At 70.4% G+C, this 23,597-nt stretch carries 17 protein-coding genes; 6 read left to right on the top strand and 11 right to left on the bottom strand.

Translation table 11 applies throughout. The annotated features are described in order from the left end of the window. Positions 1-4: 4 nt before the first annotated feature. Together O9255_RS05210 and O9255_RS05205 are read right to left on the bottom strand one after the other, a co-directional pair. On the bottom strand, positions 5-646 hold the full coding sequence (locus O9255_RS05210) for a response regulator transcription factor (RefSeq protein WP_297865784.1): 642 nt from the start codon (positions 644-646) through the stop codon (positions 5-7). 17 nt (positions 647-663) lie between these two features. After that, positions 664-1,458, bottom strand: coding sequence for a 3-hydroxybutyrate dehydrogenase (locus tag O9255_RS05205; protein ID WP_297865783.1), 795 nt, complete (start codon positions 1,456-1,458; stop codon positions 664-666). A gap of 85 nt (positions 1,459-1,543) precedes the next feature. Between O9255_RS05205 and O9255_RS05200 the strand changes: the two genes are divergently transcribed. Continuing rightward, the gene (locus O9255_RS05200; protein WP_297865782.1) at positions 1,544-3,280 is read left to right on the top strand and encodes a 3-hydroxybutyrate oligomer hydrolase family protein; all 1,737 of its coding nucleotides are present in this window, start codon (positions 1,544-1,546) and stop codon (positions 3,278-3,280) included. A gap of 18 nt (positions 3,281-3,298) precedes the next feature. On the opposite strand, the gene clpB is transcribed toward O9255_RS05200, so the two are convergent. The 5 genes from clpB to rluD all read right to left on the bottom strand — a co-directional run bounded on the left by clpB (position 3,299) and on the right by rluD (position 11,254). Next, on the bottom strand, positions 3,299-5,881 hold the full coding sequence (clpB, locus tag O9255_RS05195; protein ID WP_297865781.1) for an ATP-dependent chaperone ClpB: 2,583 nt from the start codon (positions 5,879-5,881) through the stop codon (positions 3,299-3,301). 161 nt (positions 5,882-6,042) lie between these two features. Further along, positions 6,043-7,020, bottom strand: coding sequence for a tetratricopeptide repeat protein (locus O9255_RS05190; RefSeq protein WP_297865780.1), 978 nt, complete (start codon positions 7,018-7,020; stop codon positions 6,043-6,045). 115 nt (positions 7,021-7,135) lie between these two features. Next, entirely contained in the window at positions 7,136-9,244 is a 2,109-nt protein-coding gene (locus O9255_RS05185; RefSeq protein ID WP_297865779.1) for a S8 family serine peptidase, read from the bottom strand. Between the two features lie 170 nt (positions 9,245-9,414). Further along, on the bottom strand, positions 9,415-10,203 hold the full coding sequence (pgeF, locus tag O9255_RS05180; RefSeq protein WP_297865778.1) for a peptidoglycan editing factor PgeF: 789 nt from the start codon (positions 10,201-10,203) through the stop codon (positions 9,415-9,417). A 28-nt stretch (positions 10,204-10,231) separates the two neighbouring features. Further along, positions 10,232-11,254, bottom strand: coding sequence for a 23S rRNA pseudouridine(1911/1915/1917) synthase RluD (rluD, locus tag O9255_RS05175; RefSeq protein WP_297865777.1), 1,023 nt, complete (start codon positions 11,252-11,254; stop codon positions 10,232-10,234). Positions 11,255-11,338: 84 nt separating this feature from the next. Here rluD and O9255_RS05170 point away from each other — a divergent pair, with 84 nt between their 5' ends. After that, the gene (locus O9255_RS05170; RefSeq protein ID WP_297865776.1) at positions 11,339-12,178 is read left to right on the top strand and encodes an outer membrane protein assembly factor BamD; all 840 of its coding nucleotides are present in this window, start codon (positions 11,339-11,341) and stop codon (positions 12,176-12,178) included. Positions 12,179-12,245: 67 nt separating this feature from the next. Here O9255_RS05170 and O9255_RS05165 read toward each other — a convergent pair whose 3' ends face one another. From O9255_RS05165 to sucC, 3 genes are all read right to left on the bottom strand, one after another. Further along, on the bottom strand, positions 12,246-13,883 hold the full coding sequence (locus tag O9255_RS05165) for an NAD+ synthase (RefSeq protein ID WP_297865775.1): 1,638 nt from the start codon (positions 13,881-13,883) through the stop codon (positions 12,246-12,248). 147 nt (positions 13,884-14,030) lie between these two features. Further along, positions 14,031-14,906 carry a succinate--CoA ligase subunit alpha gene (sucD, locus tag O9255_RS05160; RefSeq protein ID WP_297865774.1) on the bottom strand — a complete coding sequence of 292 codons (876 nt, stop codon included), beginning with the start codon at positions 14,904-14,906 and terminating at the stop codon, positions 14,031-14,033. A gap of 22 nt (positions 14,907-14,928) precedes the next feature. Further along, positions 14,929-16,089, bottom strand: a complete 1,161-nt coding sequence (sucC, locus tag O9255_RS05155) for an ADP-forming succinate--CoA ligase subunit beta (protein WP_297865773.1) — start codon at positions 16,087-16,089, stop codon at positions 14,929-14,931. A 169-nt stretch (positions 16,090-16,258) separates the two neighbouring features. Here sucC and O9255_RS05150 point away from each other — a divergent pair, with 169 nt between their 5' ends. Genes O9255_RS05150 through O9255_RS05140 form a run of 3 tightly spaced genes read left to right on the top strand, consistent with a single transcriptional unit; the run spans position 16,259 to position 20,018 of the window. Beyond that, entirely contained in the window at positions 16,259-17,893 is a 1,635-nt protein-coding gene (locus tag O9255_RS05150; protein WP_297865772.1) for a HAMP domain-containing sensor histidine kinase, read from the top strand. After that, on the top strand, positions 17,890-19,311 hold the full coding sequence (locus tag O9255_RS05145) for a sigma-54 dependent transcriptional regulator (protein WP_297865771.1): 1,422 nt from the start codon (positions 17,890-17,892) through the stop codon (positions 19,309-19,311). The genes O9255_RS05150 and O9255_RS05145 overlap by 4 nt, the downstream gene beginning before the upstream one ends. A gap of 8 nt (positions 19,312-19,319) precedes the next feature. Next, positions 19,320-20,018 (top strand): hypothetical protein, encoded by a 699-nt coding sequence (locus tag O9255_RS05140; protein WP_297865770.1) that lies wholly within the window; start codon positions 19,320-19,322, stop codon positions 20,016-20,018. On the opposite strand, the gene O9255_RS05135 is transcribed toward O9255_RS05140, so the two are convergent. Then, positions 19,975-23,016, bottom strand: coding sequence for a fused MFS/spermidine synthase (locus tag O9255_RS05135; RefSeq protein ID WP_297865769.1), 3,042 nt, complete (start codon positions 23,014-23,016; stop codon positions 19,975-19,977). The genes O9255_RS05140 and O9255_RS05135 overlap by 44 nt on opposite strands. Positions 23,017-23,141: 125 nt before the next feature. Here O9255_RS05135 and O9255_RS05130 point away from each other — a divergent pair, with 125 nt between their 5' ends. Continuing rightward, complete coding sequence (locus O9255_RS05130; RefSeq protein ID WP_297865768.1) at positions 23,142-23,573, top strand: pilin; 432 nt, start codon at positions 23,142-23,144, stop codon at positions 23,571-23,573. The last annotated feature ends 24 nt before the right edge of the window (positions 23,574-23,597 follow it).

The following is a 23,597-nucleotide window of genomic DNA, read 5'->3' as shown; positions in this document are numbered from 1 at the left end:
GGCGCTATTCCCCAGCCAAGCCGCTCAGCAGCACGCCGGCCTGGGTGCGATTGCGCACGCCGAGCTTCTCGAACACGACCGTCAGATGCGCCTTCACCGTGCGCTCCTGGATGCCGAGCTCATCGGCGATCTGCTTGTTGAGCCGCCCTTCCGCGACGCGCTGCAGCACCTTCAACTGCTGCGGCGAGAGCGTAGCAAGCCGCGCGGCGAGCGATTCCGACTCGCTGTCGCGCGGCGTGCGCGCCAGCAGCTCGCGCAAGGCGGACGGCATCCACGTTTCGCCGGCCAGCAGCGCACGCACGCCGGCATGCAGCTCCTCGGTGCCGGCGTGCTTGGTCAGGTAGCCGCAGGCGCCCATGGCGAGGGCACGACGCACGATGGCCGGATCGTCCTGGCCCGACAGGATCGCCACCGCCACGCCGGGATGCGCGGCGCGCAGTTCGCCCAAGGCGAGCAGGCCATGCGTGCCGGGCAGTTGCAGGTCGAGCAGCACGAGGTCGGTGTCCGGGGATTCGGCCAGCAGGCCCTGCGCCCCGGCGAGGTCGCCCGCTTCGTCGATGCGCGCGCCGGCCAAGCCGGCGGCCAGCGTCTGCCGCAGGGCCAAGCGGTAAAGCGGGTGGTCGTCGACGATCAGCAGGTGGTGCATGGCGGCAGCTTAGCCGCTCACTGCGCCGTCCACCCGCCATCCACCGGCAACGCCGCGCCGTTGAGGTTGTGGGCTTCGCGGCGGCAGAGCCACAGCACCAAGGAGGCGATTTCCGCTGGCAGGGTCATGCGCAGGCTGGGCTGCTTCTCGGCCAGCAGGGCGCGGATGCCGGCGTCGCGGTCTCCATCGACGGCGCGCGCGGCGATCTGCGGTTCGATCAGCGGCGTTTCCACCCAGCCCGGGCAGACGCAGTTGGCGGTGACGCCGCCCGAGGCGCGCGAGCCCTGCGCGGCCATCTCCAGCGCGGCCACCTTGGTCAGCCCGATCAGGCCGTGCTTCGCCGCGACGTAGGGCGCCTTGTTCACCGAAGCAACCAACCCGTGCACCGAGGCGATGTTGATGACGCGACCAAAGCCGCGCTCGGCCATGCCGGGCAGTACGGCCTTCATCGTGTGGAAGCAGGCGCTGAGGTTGATGGCGATCAGCGCGTCCCAGCGCTCGTCGGGCATCTCGGCCAGCGACGCGGTGTGCTGGATGCCGGCGTTGTTGACGAGCACGTCCACGGAGCCGACGGCCGCCATCATCGCGCGGATGGCGTCGGGGTCGCGCAGGTCGGCATCGTGGTGCGAAGCGGACGGCGCACCGGCCATGCGGACCGCGGCGAGCGCAGCCGCGATCTGCCCGCTGCTGCCGAGGCCATTGATGTGCACGTGTGCGCCGGCGGCGCCCAGGGCTTCAGCAACGGCCAAGCCGATGCCGGAGGTGGCGCCGGTCACGAGCGCGATGCGGCCTTCGAGGAATCGATCAGTCATGGCGCCAGCTTGCCGCGCGCGCGGCCGGCCGGCCTTTGGACGAAAGTACGATGGCCACGCCAACCCCGGACCGCAGACTGCCGCGATGAACGCCGATTCGCCCTCGCCTTTCCGTCCGCGCGCCTTTGCCGCGATCCAGCCGATGACGCTCGCGCTGCTGGCCTTGCTGGGCGTTGGCGCGGCGCGGGCCGAGGCGCCGGCTATCGCGAACAGCGTGGCGGTGCCGACCACGAGCACCCATCGCGACGGGGACGACCTGCTCACCGCTGGCCTCGGCATCGACGGCCTGCGCGGCCCCATTCCCCCGCTGGCGGACGCGGACGCACCGACCTTCGCCGAACTGCGTCGCCGCGCGTTCTGGACCAATTGGCGAGGCATCGCCGACGTGAGCTCCACCGGCGGCCTCGGCACGGCCTACGGTGATCTCCGGCCGGTGCCGGGCCGCGAGTTCCACGGCAGTGCGACCGTGCCGGGAGCGACGCATGCGCATCGCCTGCTGCTGCAATTGCCCGACACTTTCGACCGCGAACGCCCCTGCCTTGTCGTCACCGCCTCTTCCGGCTCGCGCGGCGTGTACGGCGCCATCGCGCTGGCCGGCGGTTGGGGCCTGCCGAAAGGCTGCGCCGTCGCCTACACCGACAAGGGCGCGGGCACCGACTGGCGGCGCGTTCCGATCGGAAGCGGCGACGATGCGGTGCACGTGCCGCACGCCCATTCCGGCGACCAACCGGAAGCCGACTGGGGCCGCCACGTGCTGCAGGCCGCCGCGTTCGGTCGCGAGGTACTGGTTCGCGAAACTGGCATCGACCCAGACGCGTTGATCGTCATCGCGGCCGGCGTCTCGAACGGGGCGGGTGCCGTGCTGCGCGCGGCCGGTGACGAAGCGGCCAGCGAACGCGGCATCGAGGGTGCACCGCGGATCGACGGCGTGGTCGCCGTCTCGCCCAACATCCATGTCGAGGGCGCGCGCCCGCTGTTCGATGTCGCGACGAAGGCCGCGCTGCTGATGCCCTGCGCGCTGGCCGCACCGCGCTTCGATGGCGATGCCCTGCTGCGGCCGGGCGCGGCGATGCCGCCCACCTACGCCGCAAGCTGCGCGGCGCTCGCCGCGCGCGGAGCAATCGACGGCGACGACGTCGCCACGCAAGCCTCGAACGCCTGGGCCACGATGCAGGCGACAGGTTGGACCGACGCGGCGATGCGCGCGGGCAGCTTGAGCGTTGCGTTCGATCTGTGGCGCGCGGTCGCGTCGGGCTACGCCTCGGCCTATCGGCGCACTCCGGCCGAGGCCATGCCGCTCGGCTACCGCTACGCCGTGCGCGATGCGCAGGGCGCGCCCGTCGCGGCCCTGCCCGCCGAAGCCGCGCTGTGGTGGAGCGACAGCAGCGGCATTCCTCCCGGCAATGGCGTGGTGCTGCTCGATCCACCCGGCGACGACGGGCGCCTGGAGGGCCTGCTCGGCCTGCGCGCACTGGCAACGGACGACCCCACCGTGCGCGACGCCATCGCCGCCACCCGTGCCCTGCTTCCACGCGAGGGCCTGCCGATCCTGCTGCTGCACGGCCTCGACGACGGCCTCGTGCCCGAGTGGGAGACCAGTGCGCCCTACGCCGCGTTCGCCCGCGAGCACGGCGCGCGCCTCGGCTACTGGCGTATCGAGCGCGCACAGCACTTCGACGCCTTCCTCGGCAATCCGGCGCTGGCCGCCCGCTACGTGCCCCTGATGCCGCAGGCCTACGCCGCACTCGACGCGATGCTGGCGCACCTGCGCGAGGATGCGCCGCTGCCGGGCGACCGCAGGATCAGTGCGCCGGGGCGCTAAGCCGCCGGCGCGTGCGCCTCAGTTTTTCCGGAAGGTGATCGTCCCGCCGTCGCTGCTCACCTGCAGCGCGTCGCCAGCGACGAACTCGCCACCGAGGATCTTCTGCGCCAGCGGGTTCTCGATCTGCTGCTGGATCGCACGCTTCAGCGGCCGCGCACCGTAGACCGGGTCGAAGCCGACGTTGCCAAGCACGTCCAATGCCTTGTCATCGATGGCGAACTTGATCTGCCGCTCCGCAAGGCGCTTGGCGAGGTAGGCCGTCTGGATGCGCGCGATCTCGCGGATCTGCTCGCGGCCCAACGGGTGGAAGACCACGATCTCGTCGAGGCGATTGATGAACTCCGGACGGAAGTGCGACTGCACCACGCCCATCACCGCCGCCTTCATCTGGATGTAGGCGGCATCGCCCTCGCCGCTCAGCTCCTGGATGTGCTGGCTGCCGAGGTTGGACGTCATCACGATCACCGTGTTGCGGAAGTCCACCGTGCGGCCTTGGCCGTCGGTGAGGCGGCCGTCGTCGAGCACCTGCAGCAGCACGTTGAACACGTCCGGATGCGCCTTCTCGACCTCGTCGAGCAGGATCACGCTGTACGGGCGACGGCGCACGGCCTCCGTGAGGTAGCCACCTTCCTCGTAGCCGACATAGCCCGGGGGCGCACCGATCAGGCGGGCCACGGAGTGCTTCTCCATGAACTCGCTCATGTCGATGCGCACCATGGCCTCCTCGGTGTCGAAGAGGAAGCTCGCCAGCGCCTTGCATAGCTCGGTCTTGCCGACGCCCGTGGGGCCGAGGAACAGGAAGCTGCCGTTGGGGCGGTTCGGGTCGCTCAAGCCCGCGCGCGAACGGCGGATGGCATCGGACACCGCGCGCACGGCCTCGCGCTGGCCGACCACGCGGGCCGCCAGCACCTCGTCCATCTTCAGCAGTTTCTCGCGTTCGCCTTCCAGCATCTTGCTGACCGGAATGCCGGTCCAACGCGACACCACCTCGGCGATCTCCTCGGCCGTCACCTTGTCCTGCAGCAGGGTGAAGCCCTTCGTCTCGGCCGCCTGCGCGTCAGCGAGTTGCTTCTCGAGCTTCGGCAAGGCGCCGTACTGGATCTCTGAGGCGCGAGCGAGGTCCTGGCGACGGTGCGCGGCTTCGAGCTCCTGCTTCAGGTGCTCGATCTGCTCCTTCACCTTGGTGGTGCCGGTGACGATGGCCTTCTCGGCCTTCCACACCTCTTCGAGGTCGTTGAACTCGCGCTCCAGCTTGGCGATCTCGGCCTCGAGGTCGGCGAGCCGCTGCTTCGACTCCTCGTCCTTCTCCTTCTTCAGTGCTTCACGCTGGATCTTCAACTGGATCAGGCGGCGCTCCTTCCGGTCCATCTCCTCCGGCTTGGAGTCGATTTCCATGCGGATGCGCGAGGCCGCCTCGTCCATCAGGTCGATGGCCTTGTCGGGCAGCTGGCGGTCGGCGATGTAGCGATTCGAGAGCGTGGCCGCGGCGACGATGGCCGGGTCGGTGATCTCCACGCCGTGATGCAAGGCGTAGCGCTCCTTCAGGCCGCGCAGGATGGCGATGGTGTCCTCGACGCTGGGCTCGCCGACGAACACCTTCTGGAAGCGGCGCTCCAGCGCGGCATCCTTCTCGACGTACTTGCGGTACTCGTCCAGCGTGGTGGCACCGATGCAGTGCAGCTCGCCGCGGGCGAGCGCAGGCTTCAGCATGTTGCCGGCGTCCATCGAGCCCTCGGCCTTGCCGGCGCCGACCATCGTGTGCAGCTCATCGATGAACAGGATGACGTTGCCTTCCTGCTTCGCAAGGTCGTTCAGCACGGCCTTGAGGCGCTCCTCGAACTCGCCGCGGAACTTCGCGCCAGCAATCAGCGCGCCCATGTCGAGCGAGAGCACGCGGCGACCGCGCAGGCCTTCGGGCACCTCGCCGTTGATAATCCGTTGTGCCAGGCCTTCGACGATGGCGGTCTTGCCCACGCCGGGTTCGCCGATCAGCACCGGGTTGTTCTTGGTGCGCCGCTGCAGCACCTGGATGGTGCGGCGGATCTCCTCGTCGCGGCCGATCACCGGGTCGAGCTTGCTGCTCTCGGCGCGGGCCGTGAGGTCGATGCAGTACTTCTCCAGCGCCTGGCGCTGGTCTTCGGCGTTCTCGCTCTGCACTTTCTCGCCCCCGCGCATCTTCTGGATGGCCGCTTCGAGCCGGGCCTTGTCGAAGCCCGCCGACTTCAGCAGCTTGCCGGCGTCGCCGCCGTCCTCGATGCAGGCGAGCAGGAACAGTTCGCTGGCGATGAAGGCGTCGCCGCGCTGGCTGGCCAACTTGTCGGTGACGTTGAGCAGGCGCGCCAGCTCGTTGCCGAGGTTCACCTGGCCGGCCTGGCCGGTCACCTTCGGCAGCTTGTCGAGCGCCTCGCCGATCTTCTCGCGCAGCAGCACCACGTTGCCGCCGGCCTGCGCCAGCAGCGGCCGCGTGCCGCCGCCCTGCTGGTCCAGCAAGGCCGACAGAAGGTGCGCGGGTTCGATCAGGTTGTGGTCGCGCACGAGCGCCAGCGACTGCGCGTCCTGCAGGGCCTGGGCGAAGCGGGAGGTGAGCTTGTCCATCCGCATGGGTCGTCTCCGAAAGGGGCGGCGGCCCACGGAACGGGCCGCGATAGCTTCCAGATGCGGATGATGGCGAGGTGATTCAAGGCCGGCTTGATCCCGCGCAAGCCGGCCACACCGAATCGTTCAGTCCGGAAGACTGCCTCGGCCCCGGGCGTCGACCTTCCTCAGAGCGCCTCGAGATCCTTCTTCGCCTCGGCATTGCGGGGATCGAGCCGCAGCGCGGTCTGGAACGAGGTGCGCGCGGTGGCCTTGTCGCCCTGCTTGGCCTGGATCTGGCCCAAGCGCCACCAGGCGATGGTGTCGTCCGGATCGTTCTCGCCACGCGCCAACCCGCCATCGAGGTAACGCTTCAGGCCGGCGCTGCCCTCGTCGAGGAACTGGCCGCTGATCGCGGCGAGGCGGCCGAGCTGGTAGTGCGGCGCGGCCTGGCGCGGCTGCGCCGCCGCCCATGCGAGGTAATAGGTGCGGGCATCGGCGTAGCGCTCGAGCCCGACGAGGTTGCGGCCAAGGGACACGCGCGTGTCGATGTCCTCGGCGGGCAGCGCCGGCGCCGCGGCCATGGCGGCATCGATGGCACGCATCGCCGCCGCGTTGTCCTCGAAGTGGACGCGCTGGATCGCCGCTTCCTCCAGATGCCCGCGCACCGGGTTGCGCTTCGCGACCTCCCGCTGCTGGGCCTGGGCTTTCTCGACGCCGCCCCCCATGGCGCGAGGGGCCTGCAGATAGAACCCGATCAACGCGCTGCGGGCATCCAGCAGGTTGCCGTCAAGGCGGACGGCCGCTTCGAACGCATCCCGAAGGTCTGGTGCCATGCCCATCTTGCGCAGCATGTTCACCTGCCCGATGCGGACGCCCAGGCTGTTGCCCAGCCAGAGCTGCGCCTGGGCATCGTTGGGCGCCAGTTCGACCGCCTGCTCGGCGCTCTCGACGGCCTCGTCGGCCTCGCCTTTCTGCAGCTGCGCGCGCGCCAGCAGCACCCAGGCGCGGGCGTTGGCCTCGTTGGTCTCGACGAAGGCCTGTGCCTTCGCCAGTGCCCCAGGGTCACGGACCTTCAGCAGACCCTCGATGTCGGCGGCATTGCCGAAGGCCGCGGAGGAAAGGCCGGCAAGGCACAGGGCGAGGGCAAGGGGGGCGAGGCGCATCACGACACTCCGGGGGACAAGCGCGGTGAGGCGAGCATCACCTCACGGCCCGGTCGTCGTCGCCCTGCCGTTCGTCACACCTTCACCCGTCGTTCAGCCACGGGCCGGGGCGGCCTCAGAGCGCGAGGCTCCAGCGGTCGATCAGGCCGGTGTTGCCCGTCACCTGGTCGGTGACGCGCAGGGTCCACGTACCATTCGCGACGCGGCCCGGCGCCTGCAGGCTGATGCGGCCCGCGAGGTTTGGCGTGGCACCGCCAGCGCGGTTGTGCAGCAGCACCACGAGGCCGTCCGGCATCACCAGCTCGACCTTCAGCTCACCGGAGGCCGGGTGCCTCAGCGCGAAGTCGATCGTGACCGGTGCCGAGAGCGTCGCCGCGCGGCCGCTGACCGCGATCGCACTGCTGGCCGTGGCGTTGTCGCGGATGGCGACATCGGTGTCGTTCGCGAAGGTGGCCGGCGTGGTGCTGCCGCCCTGCACGTAGCTGATCTTCAGGGTCATGCCGCTGAACGCCGCCGTGGCGTTGATCAGCACGTGGTAGGTGCCGGCCACCGGGGTGGCGAAGGCGCACAGGCCCGCGTTGCCGGCAGCGTTGGCTTTGCACGTGGCCTGCGCGGTCGTCGGCGCCGTGCCCTGGCTGACGAAGAGGTCGGCATTGCCGGTGCCCCCACTGGTCTCGATGCGCAGGTCGCGCGCGCCGGCCGGCACGTTGAGGCTGGTGCGCATCTGCGTACCGGTGCTGGCCGTCAGGTTCAGGAAGGTCTGGGTGAAGGTGGTGCCCGGCGTCGTCGGGTTCGTCGGCGTGGTGGGGTTCGTCGGCGTGGTCGGGTTGGTGGGCGTCGTCGGCGTCGTGCTCGCGCCGCCCGCCGCCTGCACGGCGGCCTGCGCGCTCAGCAGGCCGGCACCGCAGCCGCTGCAGCCGGCGGCCGCGGCGTAGGTGCTGCGCTTCAGCAGGGCTTCCTGGTCGGCCACGGTCAGCGGCGAAAGACGCAGCGCCGTGCGGCGGGCCTGCACCAGGGCGAGCGTCGCACTGACGTAGGGCGCGGCCATCGAGGTGCCGCTGAAGGCGAGGAAGTTCTCGGCGCCCGGCACCTGCGTGCCGGCATTCGCCGTCGAGAGGATCGACACGCCCGGGGCGGCGACATCCACCACCGCGCCGAAATTCGAGAACGACGCACGCGCGCTGTTCGCGCCCACCGCCGCCACGGTGATGACGCCCGGGCAGTTCGCCGGCGTGTAGGCGCCGGCGTCGCGGGCATCGTTGCCCGCCGCCACCACCACCGGCACGCCGCGCGAGGCCGCGCTGGCGATGGCCGACTGCAGGGCGCTGGTGCACGTGCCGGGGCCGCCCAACGAGAGGTTCAACACGTCGGCCGCGTTCGCGGCGGAGAGCGTGGGCACGCCGGCGACGGCGCCGCCCGAGGCCCAGACGATGGCGTCGGCGATGTCCGAGGTGGTGCCGCCGCCGCGGCCCAGCACGCGCACCGGCATCACCTTCGCGTTGAAGGCGAGGCCGGCGATGCCGGCGGCGTTGTTGCCGCGCGCCGCGGCGATGCCGGCGACGTGCGTGCCGTGCCAGCTCGAGTTGCGGCCGTTGGCGAAATCGCCCGGATCGCTGGCGTCCGCATCACGGCCGTTGCCGTCGCCCGCGGTGGTCACGCTGGTGATGAAGTCGTAGCCCGGCACCACGTTGGCGTCGAGGTCGGTGTGCCGCGCGATGCCGGTATCGAGCACGCCGATGATCACCCCGGTGCCCGTCGACAGGTCCCATGCTGCTTCAGCGCGCAGGCCGGCATCGGCGTCGGTCATCGCCCACTGCTCGGCGTAACGCGTGTCGTTGGGTCGCAGGTTGGCCTGCAGCACGTAGTCGTACTCGACCCGCGCCACGCCCGGCTGGGCCGCGAGTGCGGCGCGCGCAGCCGCGGCTTCGTCGAGGGCCAGCAAGCGCGTGGCCCGCAACACATCGCCACCCACGGAAAGCCGGCGCTGGTAACCGAGGCCAACCGAGGGACCCCGCTTCGCCATCACGCCGGAGCGCGCGACCTGGCGGCTGGCGTCGGAGAGGCGCCGCGCCGCGATATTCGCATTGGCGGCCTCCGCCGTGCCGGGCGCGTAGGTGACGATGAAGCCGGCGATCTCCGGCGTCGGCGCGGCCGATTGCGCGGAGGCTCCCGCCGCGACGAACAGGGCAGCAAGGGCGAAGGCGACAGGGCGGACGACGGGCATGGCGGGACTCCGTTTCGGATGCCGCGCAGGCTGCGCTTCCGCCCGCCGCGCGAAAGCCAAGCGCTGTCAACTGCGGCGCCACGTCTCAGTTCGCAGGTCGCGGCGCGCCCGCCATCACGCTTTTTCTGCGATGGCGCGCACGGGCCGTGTGCGGCGCACCATGCGTTCGCTCAGGAAGCGCGCCAGATCAGGCTGGCCATGCGGCCGGTGCGCGCATCGCGGCGATGCGAGAAATACCCGTTCGGCTCGCCGATGGTGCAGCGTCCACCGCCGTGCATGCGCGTGACGCCGATCGCCGCGAGACGACGCCGCGCGAGTGCATACAGATCCACGCGCCAATGCCCGGGGCGCGTTGCGGTGAACGCGGCGGCCGCGCCGGCATCGCCATCGACGAAGGCGGCGCGCACCTCCTCGCCAATCTCGTAGTTCGCGGGCCCGGCCGCCGGGCCGAACCACCCGATCACGCGCTCGCCCGGCACGCGCATCGCGTCGAACGTGGCTTCGACGACGCCAGCGGCGAGTCCCCGCCATCCCGCATGCGCAGCGCCGAGCACCGCGCCGTCATCGGAACACAGGAGCACCGGCAGGCAATCGGCATGCAGCACCGCCAGCACCACACCGGGAGAACGCGTCACCGCGGCGTCGGCCTCAGGTTCATCGGCGTCGGCCGGCACCAACACCCCATCGATCGTTCGCGCATCGGCGTCGAAGACCGCCGTGCCGTGCACCTGACGCAACCAGCGCGGCGCGGAAGGCAGTTCAAGCGCCTCACGCAGGGCCACGCGGTTTGCGAGCACGTGCTCCCCCGCGTCACCGTCGGCGCTGCGATGTCCGCCGAGGTTCAAGGTGTCGAACGGCGGCTGCGAAGCGCCCAGACCGCGGCGCCGCGTCGAGCCGCCGCGCACGCCGGGCGGCGCCGGCCAGTTGGCCCACTCGAAGAACGGCGGCGCGACGTCCATCAGCGCCGCACGGTGCCGACCGTCGCCATCACTTGATGCCCTTGGCCGCCGCTTCGACGGTGTCTTCGCGCAACTGCGCCAGCAGGGCGAGCATGTCGTCGGGCATGCCGGCCTCGAAGCGCAGCGTCTCGCCGCTGGCCGGGTGCACGAAAGCCAGCGATTCGGCATGCAGGGCTTGGCGCTTGAAGCCGCGCAGGCCTTCGACGAGGGCCTCGGTCGCGCCCTTCGGCAGGCGCAGGTTGCCGCCGTACAGCGGGTCGCCGACCAGCGGATGCCGCACGTGCGCCATGTGGACGCGGATCTGGTGCGTGCGGCCCGTCTCCAACCGGCATTCCACCAGCGTGTGGCTGCGGAAGCGCTCGCGCACGCGGTAGTGGGTCACGGCCTCGCGGCCGCTCTCGTTCACCGCCTGCCGGATGCGGTCGGTCGGGTGCCGGCCGATGGGCGCATCGACCGTGCCGCCGGCCACCATCGCCCCGCAGGCCACGGCGAGGTACTGCCGGTGCACCTCGCGGTTCGAGAGCTGCTCCACGAGCGACGCGTGGGCCCGCAGGCTGCGGGCCACGACCATCAGGCCGGAGGTGTCCTTGTCGAGGCGGTGCACGATGCCGGCCCGCGGCAGCTCGGCCAGCTTCGGGTCGAAGTGCAGCAGCGCGTTCACCAGCGTGCCGCGCGGGTTGCCCGCGCCCGGGTGCACCACGAGGCCGGCCGGCTTGTTCAGCACGATCACTTCGTCATCCGCGTGGCGGAGGTCGAGGGCGATGGCCTCGGGCTCGGCCGTCGTCTCGATCGAGGGCGTCACCCACACGGTGACGGTCTCGCCGCCGCGCAGGGCCTGCTTGGGCTTGGCTTCCGCGCCGTCCAGCAGGGCCTCACCCGACTTGATCCAGCTGGTCAGGCGGGAGCGCGAGAAGTCCGGGAACAGGTCAGCCAGGACCTGGTCGAAGCGGCGGCCGGCGTGTTCCAGCGGCACCACGGCCTCGAGCAGTTCACGTTCGTCCTCGGCGCGCGCGTCGTCGGTGTCCGGGCGGCCGGATTGGGGAAGGGTCATGGGCAGGACGGCTCGGCGGCGATTCAGGGGATTCCGCTATTATCGACCGTCCTGAACCCCGCTGGTGCCCGTTCCGTGCCGTCCATGCCGTCCACGCGCGTCCTGACCCGCCTCGCCCTCCTTTCGCTGCTGGCCCTGGGCACCACCGGCTGCCAGACCATGAAGGGCTGGTTCGGCGGTGGCGAACCGGACACCGAGACCCTCCAGGTCGAGGCCCTGTATGCCGAAGCCCGCGAATCGCGTGAAGGCGGAAACTACTCGCGCGCCGAGCTTTACCTGACCCGCCTCACCGGCCGCTTCCCCTTCGGCCCGTACACCGAACAGGCCCAGCTCGACCTGGCCTACGCGCAGTACAAGCAGGGCAAGCACGAGGACGCCACCTCGACGCTGGACCGCTTCGTCCGCACCTACCCGACGCATCCGGCCATCGACTACGCGTACTACCTGCGTGCGCTGAACGGCTTCGATCGCGACAGCTTCTTCCTGCAGCGGATCGCCCGCGCCGACATGTCGGCCCGCGACCTGACCCGCGTGCAGGCCAGCTTCGAGGCCTTCGCGGAGCTGCTGCGCCGCTACCCGAGCAGCCGCTACGCCGCCGATTCACGGCAGCGCATGGTCTACCTGAAGAACTTCCTGGCCCGCCACGAAGCGACTACCGGCCTGTACTACCACCGTCGCGGCGCCTACGTGTCGGCCATCAATCGCGCGAAGTACCTGCTGGAAACCTACCCGCAGAGCGAGTTCGAGGCCGACGGCATCGCCCTGCTGGCCTCCAGCCATGCCGCGCTCGGCCAGGACGACCTCGCCGCCGACGCCCGCCGCGTGCTGGAGAAGAACTACCCCGAGCACCCCTACCTGAGCGGCGACTGGCCGGAGCGCGGTGGCCTTTGGGGCCAGCTCAACCCGTTCGGCGCGGGCCGCTGACGGCAGGCCCAAGCAGCATCGCTCGACCCACGAAGACCGCCTCCGGGCGGTCTTCGCGTTTCCGGCCTCAGCTTCGCCAGCCGTTGGTGATCGGGTAGCGCCGCTCGCGGCCGAAGGCGCGGCGCGAGAGCTTCGGCCCCGGCGCGGCCTGCCGGCGCTTCCACTCGCTGATGCGGACCAGGCGGAGCACCTGATCGACGGACTCGATCGGAAAGCCCCGGGCCAGCAGGGCCTCACGGCCTTCGCGACCTTCGATGTGCGCTTCGAGGATGGCGTCGAGCAACGCGTAGGGCGGCAGCGAATCCTGGTCGGTCTGGTTCTCGCGCAGCTCGGCCGACGGCGGCCGGGTGATCACCGTCTCGGGGATGGCCGGCGGCGCGCCCGCCGGCTGCCGCGCGTTGCGCCATCGCGCCAGCGCGAAGACTTCCATCTTGTAGAGGTCCTTGATCGGCGCGTAGCCGCCGCACATGTCGCCGTAGATGGTGGCGTAGCCGACCGCGTACTCGCTTTTGTTGCCGGTCGTCAGCAGCAGGCCGCCCTTCTTGTTGGCCAAGGCCATCATCAGCGCGCCGCGGCAGCGCGACTGCAGGTTCTCCTCCGTCACGTCCGGCGCGAGGCCGTCGAACAGCGGCCCGAGGGCCTTGAGAAAGCCCTCGAACGGCGCTTCGATCGCGACGGTCTCCAGCCGCACGCCGAGTGCCGCGGCCTGCTCGGCGGCGAGGTCGTTCGACAGGTCGGAGGTGTAGCGCGAGGGCAGGCGCACGGCGGTGACGTTCGCCGCCCCCAGCGCATCGACCGCCATCGCCAGCACCAGGCCGGAGTCGATGCCGCCCGAGAGCCCGAGCCACGTCGTCTTGAAGCCGTTCTTGCCGCAGTAGTCACGCAGGCCGCGAACGGCCGCGCGATACGCCAGCGACTCGCGCGACTCGTCGTCTTCCGGCGGCCAAAGCAAGGGCGCGAAGCGGCCGCTGGCCGCATCGAAATCGGTGATCAGCCACTGATCCTCGAAAGCACGCGCGGCCGGATGCAGGCGGCCGTCGGCATCGGCCAGCACCGAAGCCCCATCGAAGACCAGCTCGTCCTGCCCGCCGACGAGGTTGAGGTAGGCGATCGCCGTGCGCGACTCGGCGGTGCGCATCGCCAGCAGGGCATCGCGGTCGGCCAGCTTGTCGCGTTCGAAGGGCGAAGCGTTCGGCACCACGACCAGCCGCGCACCTGCGGCCACCGTCGCCGCGATCGGCTCGGGGTGCCAGAGGTCTTCGCAGACGATCACGCCCACCGGCACGCCGGCGACTTCGACCACGCAGTCCTCGTGACCCGGGGCGAAGTGCCGACGTTCGTCGAACACGGCGTAATTCGGCAGCTTCCGTTTGCGATACGTCGCTTCGACGCGGCCATCGCGCAGCACGGTCGCCGCGTTGAACACCACGCCGCCCACGGCCTCGGGCCAGCCGACGATCGCGGTGATGCCGCCGGTGCAGGACAGCGCCACCCGCTGCAGCTGCGCGGCGCACTCGGCCAGGAAACCGGGCCGTTCCAACAGGTCTTCCGGCGGATAGCCCGAGAGCGTCAGCTCCGGGAACACCACGAGGTCGGCGCGATGCGTGTCACGCGCTTGCGTGATCCATGCGATCACGCGGTCGGCGTTGGCGGCGACGGCACCGACGGGGCAGTCGAACTGGGCGAGAGCGAGGCGCAGCGTCATCGAGGGGCGTCGGGCATCCGGGGGCCATAGTGTCGCGCGTCGTCGCGGTGGAAGTCGCGTGCCGCAGGCCGGCCCGAAAACACGAAGGCCGCCCCTGCGGGCGGCCTTCGTCGTTCCACGAACCCCGACGCTTGCGCGCCGCGGCCCTTACTTCTTCAGCAGCTTGGCGATGGCGGCACCGAGGTCGCCGGGCGACTTCACGGTGACGACGCCAGCCTTCTCGAGCGCAGCGAACTTGCCTTCCGCCGTGCCCTGGCCGCCCGAAGCGATGGCGCCGGCGTGGCCCATGCGCTTGCCCGGAGGGGCCGACGAACCGGCGATGAAGCCGACGACCGGCTTGGTCACGTACTCGCTGATGAACTCGGCCGCTTCTTCCTCGGCCGAACCGCCGATCTCGCCGACCATGATGATGCCTTCGGTCTGCGGGTCGTCCTGGAACAGCTGCAGGGCGTCGATGAAGTTGGTGCCGTTGATCGGGTCGCCGCCGATGCCGATGCAGGTCGACTGGCCGAGGCCGGCGTCGGTGGTCTGCTTCACGGCTTCGTACGTCAGCGTGCCCGAGCGCGACACGATGCCGATCTTGCCCGGCATGTGGATGTGGCCCGGCATGATGCCGATCTTGCACTCGCCGGGCGTGATCACGCCGGGGCAGTTCGGGCCGATCAGCACGACGTCGTCGTACTGGGCCAGCACGTGCTTGACGCGCAGCATGTCCAGCACCGGGATGCCTTCGGTGATGCAGACGATCAGGCGGATGCCGGCGGCGGCGGCTTCGAGGATGGCGTCGGCCGCGAACGGCGGCGGCACGTAGATGACCGAGGCGTCGGCGCCGGTCTCGTCGACCGCGTCCTGCACCGTGTTGAAGACCGGCAGGCCGATGTGGGTGGTGCCGCCCTTGCCGGGCGTGACGCCGCCGACGACCTTGGTGCCGTAGTCGAGCATCTGCTCGGCGTGGAAGGTGCCCTGCTGGCCGGTGAAGCCCTGCACGATCACCTTGGTGTTCTTGTTGACGAGAACGCTCATGTTCGATTCCTTGGTGTCGTGATCAGGCAGCGGCGGCGACGGCTTTCTTCGCGCCGTCGTTGATGTCGTCGGCCGGCTGGATCGCGAGGCCCGAGTTCTTCAGCAGTTCCTTGCCCTTCTCGACGTTGGTGCCTTCGAGACGCACGATCACCGGCACCTTGACGTCCACTTCCTTGACCGCGGCGATGATGCCTTCCGCGATCATGTCGCAGCGGACGATGCCGCCGAAGATGTTGACGAAGATCGCCTTGACCTTGTCCGAGCTCAGGATGAGCTTGAAGGCCTCGGTCACGCGCTCCTTGGTGGCGCCGCCGCCGACGTCGAGGAAGTTGGCCGGCTCGCCGCCGTTCAACTGGATGACGTCCATCGTGGCCATCGCCAGACCGGCGCCGTTGACGAGGCAGCCGATGTTGCCGTCCATCGTCACGTAGTTGAGGTTGTACTTGACGGCCAGCACTTCGGCTTCGTCTTCCTGCGCGATGTCGCGCATGGCCGTGGTCTTCGGCTGGCGGAATTCGGCGTTGTCGTCCGAGTTCACCTTGCCGTCGAGCGCCATCAGGTCGCCGTGGTTGTTGATCGCGAGCGGGTTCAGCTCGATCAGCGACAGGTCGTACTTGTTGAAGAGGGTGAACAGGCCCATCATGATCTTGGTGAGCTGGCCGCACTGCTTGGCGTTCAGGCCCATCGCGAAGCCAACCTGGCGGCACTGGTAGGGCTGCAGGCCTTCGACGAAGTTCACATGCACCGTGTGGATCAGCTCCGGCGTCTCGGCCGCGACCTTCTCGATCTCCACGCCGCCTTCGGCCGAGCAGATGAAGGTGATCGACTTGGTCGAACGGTCGACCAGCGCCGAGATGTAGAGCTCCTTGGCGATGTCCGAGGCCTCGGTCACCAGCACCACGTCGATCGGCAGCGCGCGGCCACCCGACTGGTAGGTCTCCATCTTGCGGCCGAGCATGCCGGCAGCGGCTTCCTTGACGGCGTCAAGGCTCTTGCAGAGCTTCACGCCGCCGGCCTTGCCGCGGCCGCCCGCATGGATCTGCGCCTTGACCACCCAGAAGTCGCCTCCGAGCGCCTTGGCGGCCTCGACGGCTTCATCGGCGGTGCGGGCGATCTGGCCGGCGGGAACGGGAATGCCGACCTCGGCGAACAGCTCTTTGGCCTGGTACTCGTGGAAATTCATGGGACACCTGGGTCAGGGCGGCACGGTGCCGCGGGGATGAGGGCCATCGGGGTGGCGATTCGGGATGCGCCCGCCGACGGGGCGCGTATTGTCGTCGCTCGGGGCGGGGAAGGCAAAACGCGGCGCCCGCACCGGCCCGCCGGCCGCGCCGGGCCGCTACAGTGCGCCCATGCCCTTCGTCCGCTCGACCAGCCAACTGCCCCAAGGCGGCGTGCAGCAGCGCGAGCTGTTCGGCTTCGCCCTTTACCGCGTGCTGGAGGCGGTGCTGCTGGCCACGCTGGCCTGGACCCCCGAGCACCTCGGGCTGCTGAGCGCCGTCGACGGCCCTCTGCTGCGCGGGGCCGGCACGCTGTACCTGCTGCTCTCGCTGGGCCTGCTCTGGGCCAGCCGCCGCGAGGGCGCGACCCTGCCCATCCAGGGCGGCTGGGGCCTGGCCCTCGACATCATCATTGCCGCGACCGCGCTTTCCGCCCAGCAGGGCCTCGACGCCGCGATCGGCCTGCTGCTGCTGTTCAACATCACCATCGGCAGCCTGATCGTCGGTTTCCGGCTGTCGATGGCGCTGGCCCTGCTGGCCGCGGGCGCCGTGTTCGGCGAATTCGCCATCAGCACTTTGGCCGCCCGCGACGACCGCCCGCTGGTGGAACCGGCGATGTTCGCCGTCTGCTACCTCGCCGGCGCGGCCTTCTCGCAGTTCCTGCGCCGCGAGCTCGCCCGCACCGAGGCGCTGGCCGACGAGCGCGGCAGCGAAGTGGCCCAACTGGCGCAATTGAATGAACTGGTCATCCGCCGTATGCGCACCGGCGTGCTGGTGGTGGACGGCCAGCACCGCATCCGGCTGTTCAACGAGGCCGCCTGGGCCCTGCTCGGGGCGAAGGGTGAAGCGCAGCGCCTCGCCGACCTGCACCCGCCGCTCGATGCCCTGCTGCGGCGCTGGCGCAGCACCGGCGAAGTGCAGCCGCGCAGCCTGCGGGTGGGCGAAGACGGCCCCGAACTGCTGCCGCGCTTCGCCGCCACCGGCGTCCGCGATGAGCTGTACCTCTGCTTCCTCGACGATGCGCGCCATTACAGCGGCCGCGCCGAGGAGCTCACTCTCGCCACGCTGGGCCGGCTCGGCGCCAGCATCGCCCACGAGATCCGCAACCCGCTCTCGGCCATCCTCCACGCCGCGCAACTGCTGGACGAATCCCCCGGCATGCCCGAGGCCGACCGCCAACTGCTGGAGATCATCCAGGGCCAGTGCCAGCGCATGGATGGCATCGTCGACAGCGTGCTCGGGCTCGCCCGCCGCGAGAGCGCGCAGGCCGAAGTGGTGGACCTGCCCCGTCTCCTGCAGCGCTTCGTTGGCGAGTACCGCACCATGCACCCGCTGGGCGCCGACCAGCTCGACGAGCGCAGCGGCGGGCCCTTGAGCGCGATGGTCGACCCGCGCCACCTGCTGCAGGTGCTCACCGTGCTGGTCGACAACGCCCGCGCCTACGGCCGCCTGCCCGGCCAACCGGCCCGCGTGCTGCTGCGCGCCCAGCCCGCCACAGGCGATTCGGCCGAAGCTGGCGCTGTCGATCTCGACGTGGTCGACCATGGCCCCGGCATCCCACCGGCCGTCGCCGCCCGGCTGTTCGAGCCCTTCTATACGACCAGCGAGCACGGCACCGGCCTCGGCCTCTACATCGCCCGCCAGCTCTGTGAAGCCAACCAGGGCAGCCTGCGCTTCGTGGCCGTGCCCGGCGGCGGCGCCTGTTTCCGCATCCGGCTGCCGGGCCGTTACGCTAGCGAACGGCCAGGACGCCCCGGGACCCCATGATTTCGCGCAGCGCCCTCATCGTCGACGACGAACGCGACATCCGCGAGCTGGTGGCGCTCACCCTCGGGCGCATGGGCCTGCGGGTGGAAACCGCCGGTGATCTCGCCCAAGCGCGCGCCCAGCTGCAGACGCACGATTTCGACTTCTGCCTCACCGACATGCGCCTGCCCGACGGCAACGGCACGCAGTTGGTCGAACACATCGCCGCGCGTCACCCGAACACACCGGTGGCGATGATGACGGCCTACGGCAATGTCGAAGCCGCCGTCGCCGCGCTGAAGGCCGGCGCCTTCGATTTCGTCACCAAGCCGGTCGACCTGGCCGTGCTGCGCCAGCTCGTCACCCACGCGCTGAACCTCGGCGTGCAGCGCCGTGCCGCCGCGCAGGCCCACACGCCGCGGCTGATCGGCGATTCCCCGGCCATGCGCCAGCTGCGCGAGACCGCCGTCAAGGTGGCGCGCAGCCAGGCCCCGGTCTTCATCTGCGGCGAGTCCGGAACCGGCAAGGAGCTGGTGGCGCGCCTGGTTCACGCCCAGAGCCCGCGCAAGGACGGCCCCTTCGTGCCGGTGAACTGCGGCGCCATCCCCGCGGAGTTGATGGAAAGCGAGCTGTTCGGCCACCGCAAGGGCAGCTTCACCGGGGCCCACGCCGACAAGGACGGCCTGTTCCAGGCCGCGCAGGGCGGCACCTTGTTCCTCGACGAGATCGCCGAGCTGCCCCTGCACATGCAGGTGAAGCTGCTGCGCGTCATCCAGGAGAAGGCCGTGCGCCCGGTCGGCGCGCCGAGCGAGGTGCCGGTCGACGTGCGCATCCTCTCGGCCACCCACAAGGACCTGGCGAAACTGGTCGACGACGGCCGCTTCCGCCACGACCTGTTCTACCGCATCAACGTGATCGCCCTGCCCGTGCCGCCGCTGCGGGAGCGCCGCGAGGACATCCCGGCCATCGCCGAGGCCGTGCTGGCCCGCATCGCCCGCGAGCAGGGCCTTGCGCTCGACCTTGCCGACGACGCCCGCGCCGCCCTGGCCGCCTACCCCTTTCCCGGCAACGTCCGCGAACTCGAAAACGTGCTGGAACGCGCCGTGGCGCTCGCTGACGGCCCGAGCCTCCGCGCCACCGACCTCGGCCTGCCAGCGACGGGCGCTCACGGCGACGCCGTCGTCGTGCCGACGGGCCGTACCTTGCCGCCAGACACCGACACCCCCGAGCCCCCCGATGCGCCCTTGCCGGCCACCGTCGAAGCCCTGGCCCGCGCCCGGGCAGACGGCGCCCTGCCGGAGACGCTGGCCCAGATCGAGCGCGAAGCGCTGATCGCCGCGCTGGACGCGCACCGCTGGCACCGCACCAAGACTGCCGAAGCCCTGGGCATCACCTTCCGGGCGCTGCGCTACAAGCTGAAGAAGTACGGGATCGAATAGGAGTCCGCATGATCCGTGAAGGCGCCGCGCGGGCCGCGGCCGTGCACCTCGCCCTCAGCGCCCTCGTCGTGGGCGCATTCCTCGCCCTGGTCATCAGCGTGTGGTACCCGCCCCCGCTGCTGCAGGGTGCGGGCGGCATGCGGCTGGTGCTGATCGTGGCGGCGGTGGACCTCGTCGCCGGCCCGCTGATCACCTTGCTCATCTACAAGAAGGGCAAGCCGGGGCTGGCCTTCGACCTCACGGTGATCGCCCTGCTGCAGGCCTCTGCCCTCGCTTACGGCCTGCACACCACCTGGGTCAGCCGGCCGGCCTACCTCGTGCTGAGTCCCTACCGGGCCACCTTGGTGGCCGCGAACGAGCTTTACCCCGCCGACCAAGCACACAAGGCCCCGGCCTGGGGCGCAGAGCCAATGCTCGCTGTGGCGCCTCAAGACGCCGAAGCGCGACAGTCCTTGCTTTTCGAGGTCGTCGACGGCAAGCCGGACATCGAGTACCGGCCGCAGCACCACCGCCCATTGAGCGATCCGGCGTTGGCCGCGGTGCACGCTACTGCCGAACCGGTGACGGCCGCCGAGCTGCGCTCGGCCGACTTTCCCGCCGGCGTGCCCAGCGACGTGCGCCGCCTGCCCCTGATCACCCGCGATCAGGAGCTTGAAGTGTGGTTCAGCCTGCAGGACGCGCGGGTGCTGGCGATCCGGCTGCGGTAAAGGCGCAGGCCGTCTCGCCGTCGGCAAAGGCCATCAGGAAGCCGCGCAGGTCGCCCAGCGCTGCCACCCCCACGCGGGGGCCATACTCGGCTTCGAGCTCGGCTACGGCCTCACTGCGGCCCTCGGCCAGCGCCGCCACCATGGCCAGCACCAGCACCTGCTCGCGTGCCCCAGGATGCAGGCCCGCGAAATCCTCGCCGCCCAGCAGGGCCTCGGCCTCACGACCCAGCGCCGGCCAGTCGCGGGCCGCCGCCGCCGCCAGCACGGCGCGCTGCGCAGCCACGCCGGGCAGCGCCGCCCGACCGGGCTCGATCCACACAGCCTCCGCCCACAGCGGGCCGATGCGCTCGGCAGACAGGATGCCGACCGAATGCTCGGCAATCGCGGCGAGCATGCGCGAGGTCTCGCGGGCGTCGCCGGGCCCCTGCGGCGCGGTGCGCAGGTAGGCGAACATCGGGGGCATCACGCCTTCCTCTTGGGCAAACGTGCCGGTACCGCGGCCCGCCATCGCTTCGGCGATGGCGTCGGCGCGCCACAGGTCGCGTACCGCCACCGACATGTCGGTGGGCAGCACACCGGCCGCCTCGGCCGGCGGGCGCCGGCACTCCAAAGCATCCAGGACGGGCAGGCCCGACCACACCAGCCGCTGCAGGATCATCGAGCTCGCGTTGCGGAAACGCGTCTCCGGCCCGCGCAGCGACACCGTGGGGTAGAAGTCGGAGTGCGGCGGCGCGTCGTACAGGCGCACGAGAGTGCGCAGCACCGAGGGGCCGCCGATTCGGCGGATCGCAAGGTCGGCCGGCGAGCCCAGCCCCACGCGGCGGAGCTCCGAGGCCAGCGGCTCGGTGGCCCACGGCTCCGGCAGATAGCCAGCCCCCGGCGTCTTGCGGGCGAGGATCAGCAGGTCGGCGGTGTTGGTCACGTAGAGCTCCGACTGCGGGAAGACCTCCAGCAGGGCCGATACCATGGTGGCCACCATCGGGTCGTCGATCTCGTAGCTCTGGATCCACTGCACCAGCTGGCCGTCGTCCTCGAGGTGCCCGTGCAGGAAGCGGTAGAACTCCTTGGTGAACAGGCTGGCCACGCCGCTCACCCAGGGGTTCGAGGGCTCGGAGATGATCACGTCGTAGCGACGCCCGCCGGCCGCGAAGAAGGTGCGCGCGTCGTCGAAGTGCACCTCCGAGCGCGGGTCGAGGTAGGCGCGGTCCACTCGCTCGGCGAAGAACTTCGCCCCCTCCCACATGGCGTGCTCGATCTCGATGTTGTCGACCACCTTCGGCACCGAGCTGCCCAGCATGGTGTGGGTGGTCAGGCCCGAGCCCCAGCCGATGATGGCCACGCGCTCCGGCGCCGGGTGCGTGGCCAGCGGCAGGGCTGCGGCCATCAGCATGGTGATCTCGTCCATCGTCGGGGCCTGGTCGGCGGGCGTCAGCGACGCGTCCGGCTTGCCGTTGGTGGAGATCATCTTCGTTGAGCCGTCCACCATGACGCCGATCGTTGCGGTGGAACCGTCGCGCAGGAAGGTCACCTCGGCCGACTCCGGCACGCTGACGTTGCCGGTACGGAACACCCCGGCCATCTGCTCGCGCGGGTCAAGCTGGCCGAACTGCACGCTGGCCGCGAAGAAGGCCAGCGTGGCCACGCCGGCCACGGCCACCCGCGGCATCCACACCCCCGGGCTCACGGCACGCAGCAGGTAGAGGCCGATGAGGGCGTCGACCAGCGCGGCCGTCGTTACCGTCAGGCGGATGCCGATGATCGGGATGAGCACGTGCACCGCCAGCATCACGCCCACGATGGCGCCCAGGGTATTGGCGGCGTACACCCGGCCGATGGCCGCCTCGCCACTACCCTTGCGCAGCAGGGCCGAAGTGAAGAGCGGCAGGGTCATGCCGGCGAAGAACGCCGCCGGGAACATGATCAGCATGGCGATGCCGGCCGTGGCCAGCGTGTAGAGCGTGTAGCCCTCCTCGGTGCGGGCCAGCGCGCGCATCGTCCAGCCCACCCACTCGAAGCTGGACGACAGCAAGGGCACCGACACCAGAGCCGCCACGCCCATCAGCACCTGCACGAAGCCGGCGTACTGCACCACGTCTTTCACGGCTTTGGCGCGCTTCCGCACCCACAGGCCACCGAAGGCGAGGCCGGCGATGAAGGTGGCCAGCATCAGCTCGAAGCTGTGCAGGGTGGTGCCCAGGGCCTGGTTGAGCAGGCGCACCCAGCCGATCTCGTAGACGAACGAGGCCGCACTGGACAGGAAGGTCGCGCCCAGCAGCACGCGGTAAAGATGGGCCAGCTCCGGCGTGGCGTGTCCGCCCGCCTCAGTCGCGGCGGCCGGCGCTGGCAGCGGCGGCAGGGTCTCTTCGCGCAAGCCGCGGGCCAAGGCCCAAGCCAGCACAGCCACCAGCAGGTTCAGGCCGCCGGCCAGCGCCATGGCCCCCGGCATGCCAATGCTCGGCAGCAGCACAAAGGTGGCAGCCAGCACGCCCAAGGCCGCGCCGATGCTGTTGGTGAAATACAGCCCGCCGAGGACCTCGCCGTCCTCACCGAGACGTGCGCGCATCAGACCGGCGCTCATCAGCGGGAAGGTGGCGCCCAACAGAATCGTTTGCGGGGCGATGAGCGCCGCCGCCGAGCCCCACTGCCACAGCCACGCCATGCCCAGCCCGCCGAAGAAAGGCAGGGCCGATTCCTGCGAGACGCCGGTGTAGGCGAGGAAGAGCGGATGGAACACCAGCCCCATCACACCGATCACACCCTCGATCACCGCGTAGCCAAGGATCAATCGCTTCAGCCGGTGCGCGTAGCGGCTCACCAGCCAGGCACCTAGCGCCATGCCGCCCATGAACATGGCCAGCACCAGCGTCTGTGCGTAGGCCGCGTGGCCCAGGGTCAACCCAAGATAGTGCGACCAGATCGACTGGTAGATCAGGCCGGCAAAGCCTGAGAGCACGAAGAGCCCGAGAAGGGCGGGCGAAAACCACCGGCGGTCCAGCATGGGTCGGCGTCCAAGCATTGAAAGAGTGCGCGCAGCGTAGCGGATCGCTCGGCACGGGTTGCGCGGGGGCGGCATCGGCATCAATCTTGCTTGAGCCGCCTCGGCTTTCTTCGCGATCAACCGACATGCCCAATCGCCGCGCCGGCTTCACCTTGATCGAGCTGATGATCGTCGTGGCGATCATCGCCATCCTCGCCGCCATTGCCCTGCCGGCCTACCAGGACTACACCATCCGCAGTCAGGCGGCCGAGGGGCTGTCGCTTTCCTCGGGCGCCCGCGCCGCCGTATGGGAGTTCGTGGCGAACTATGGGCGCCTGCCGACCTCGAACGCCTCGGCCGGCCTGCCTGCCGAGACGAGCATCGCTGGCCAATACGTGACGCAGGTCGAGGTCATCCCGGTGGGCATCGAGATCACCTACGGCGGCAAGGCCAATGTGCTGCTGCAGGGCAAGACCGTGGTGGTGGAGCCCAGCTTCGCCGCGGGTCAAGGCTCGGTGCGCTGGACCTGCACCGGCGGCGACCTGCCGCCCCGCTACCGCGCCACCATCTGCCGCTAAGCGTCACAAATTGCCCTAGCAGCG

This window comes from Silanimonas sp., from assembly GCF_027530345.1.
Classification (GTDB): domain Bacteria; phylum Pseudomonadota; class Gammaproteobacteria; order Xanthomonadales; family Xanthomonadaceae; genus Silanimonas.
Note: the sequence above shows the minus strand (reverse complement) of the source record. Positions and strands in the feature narration are given on the sequence as shown.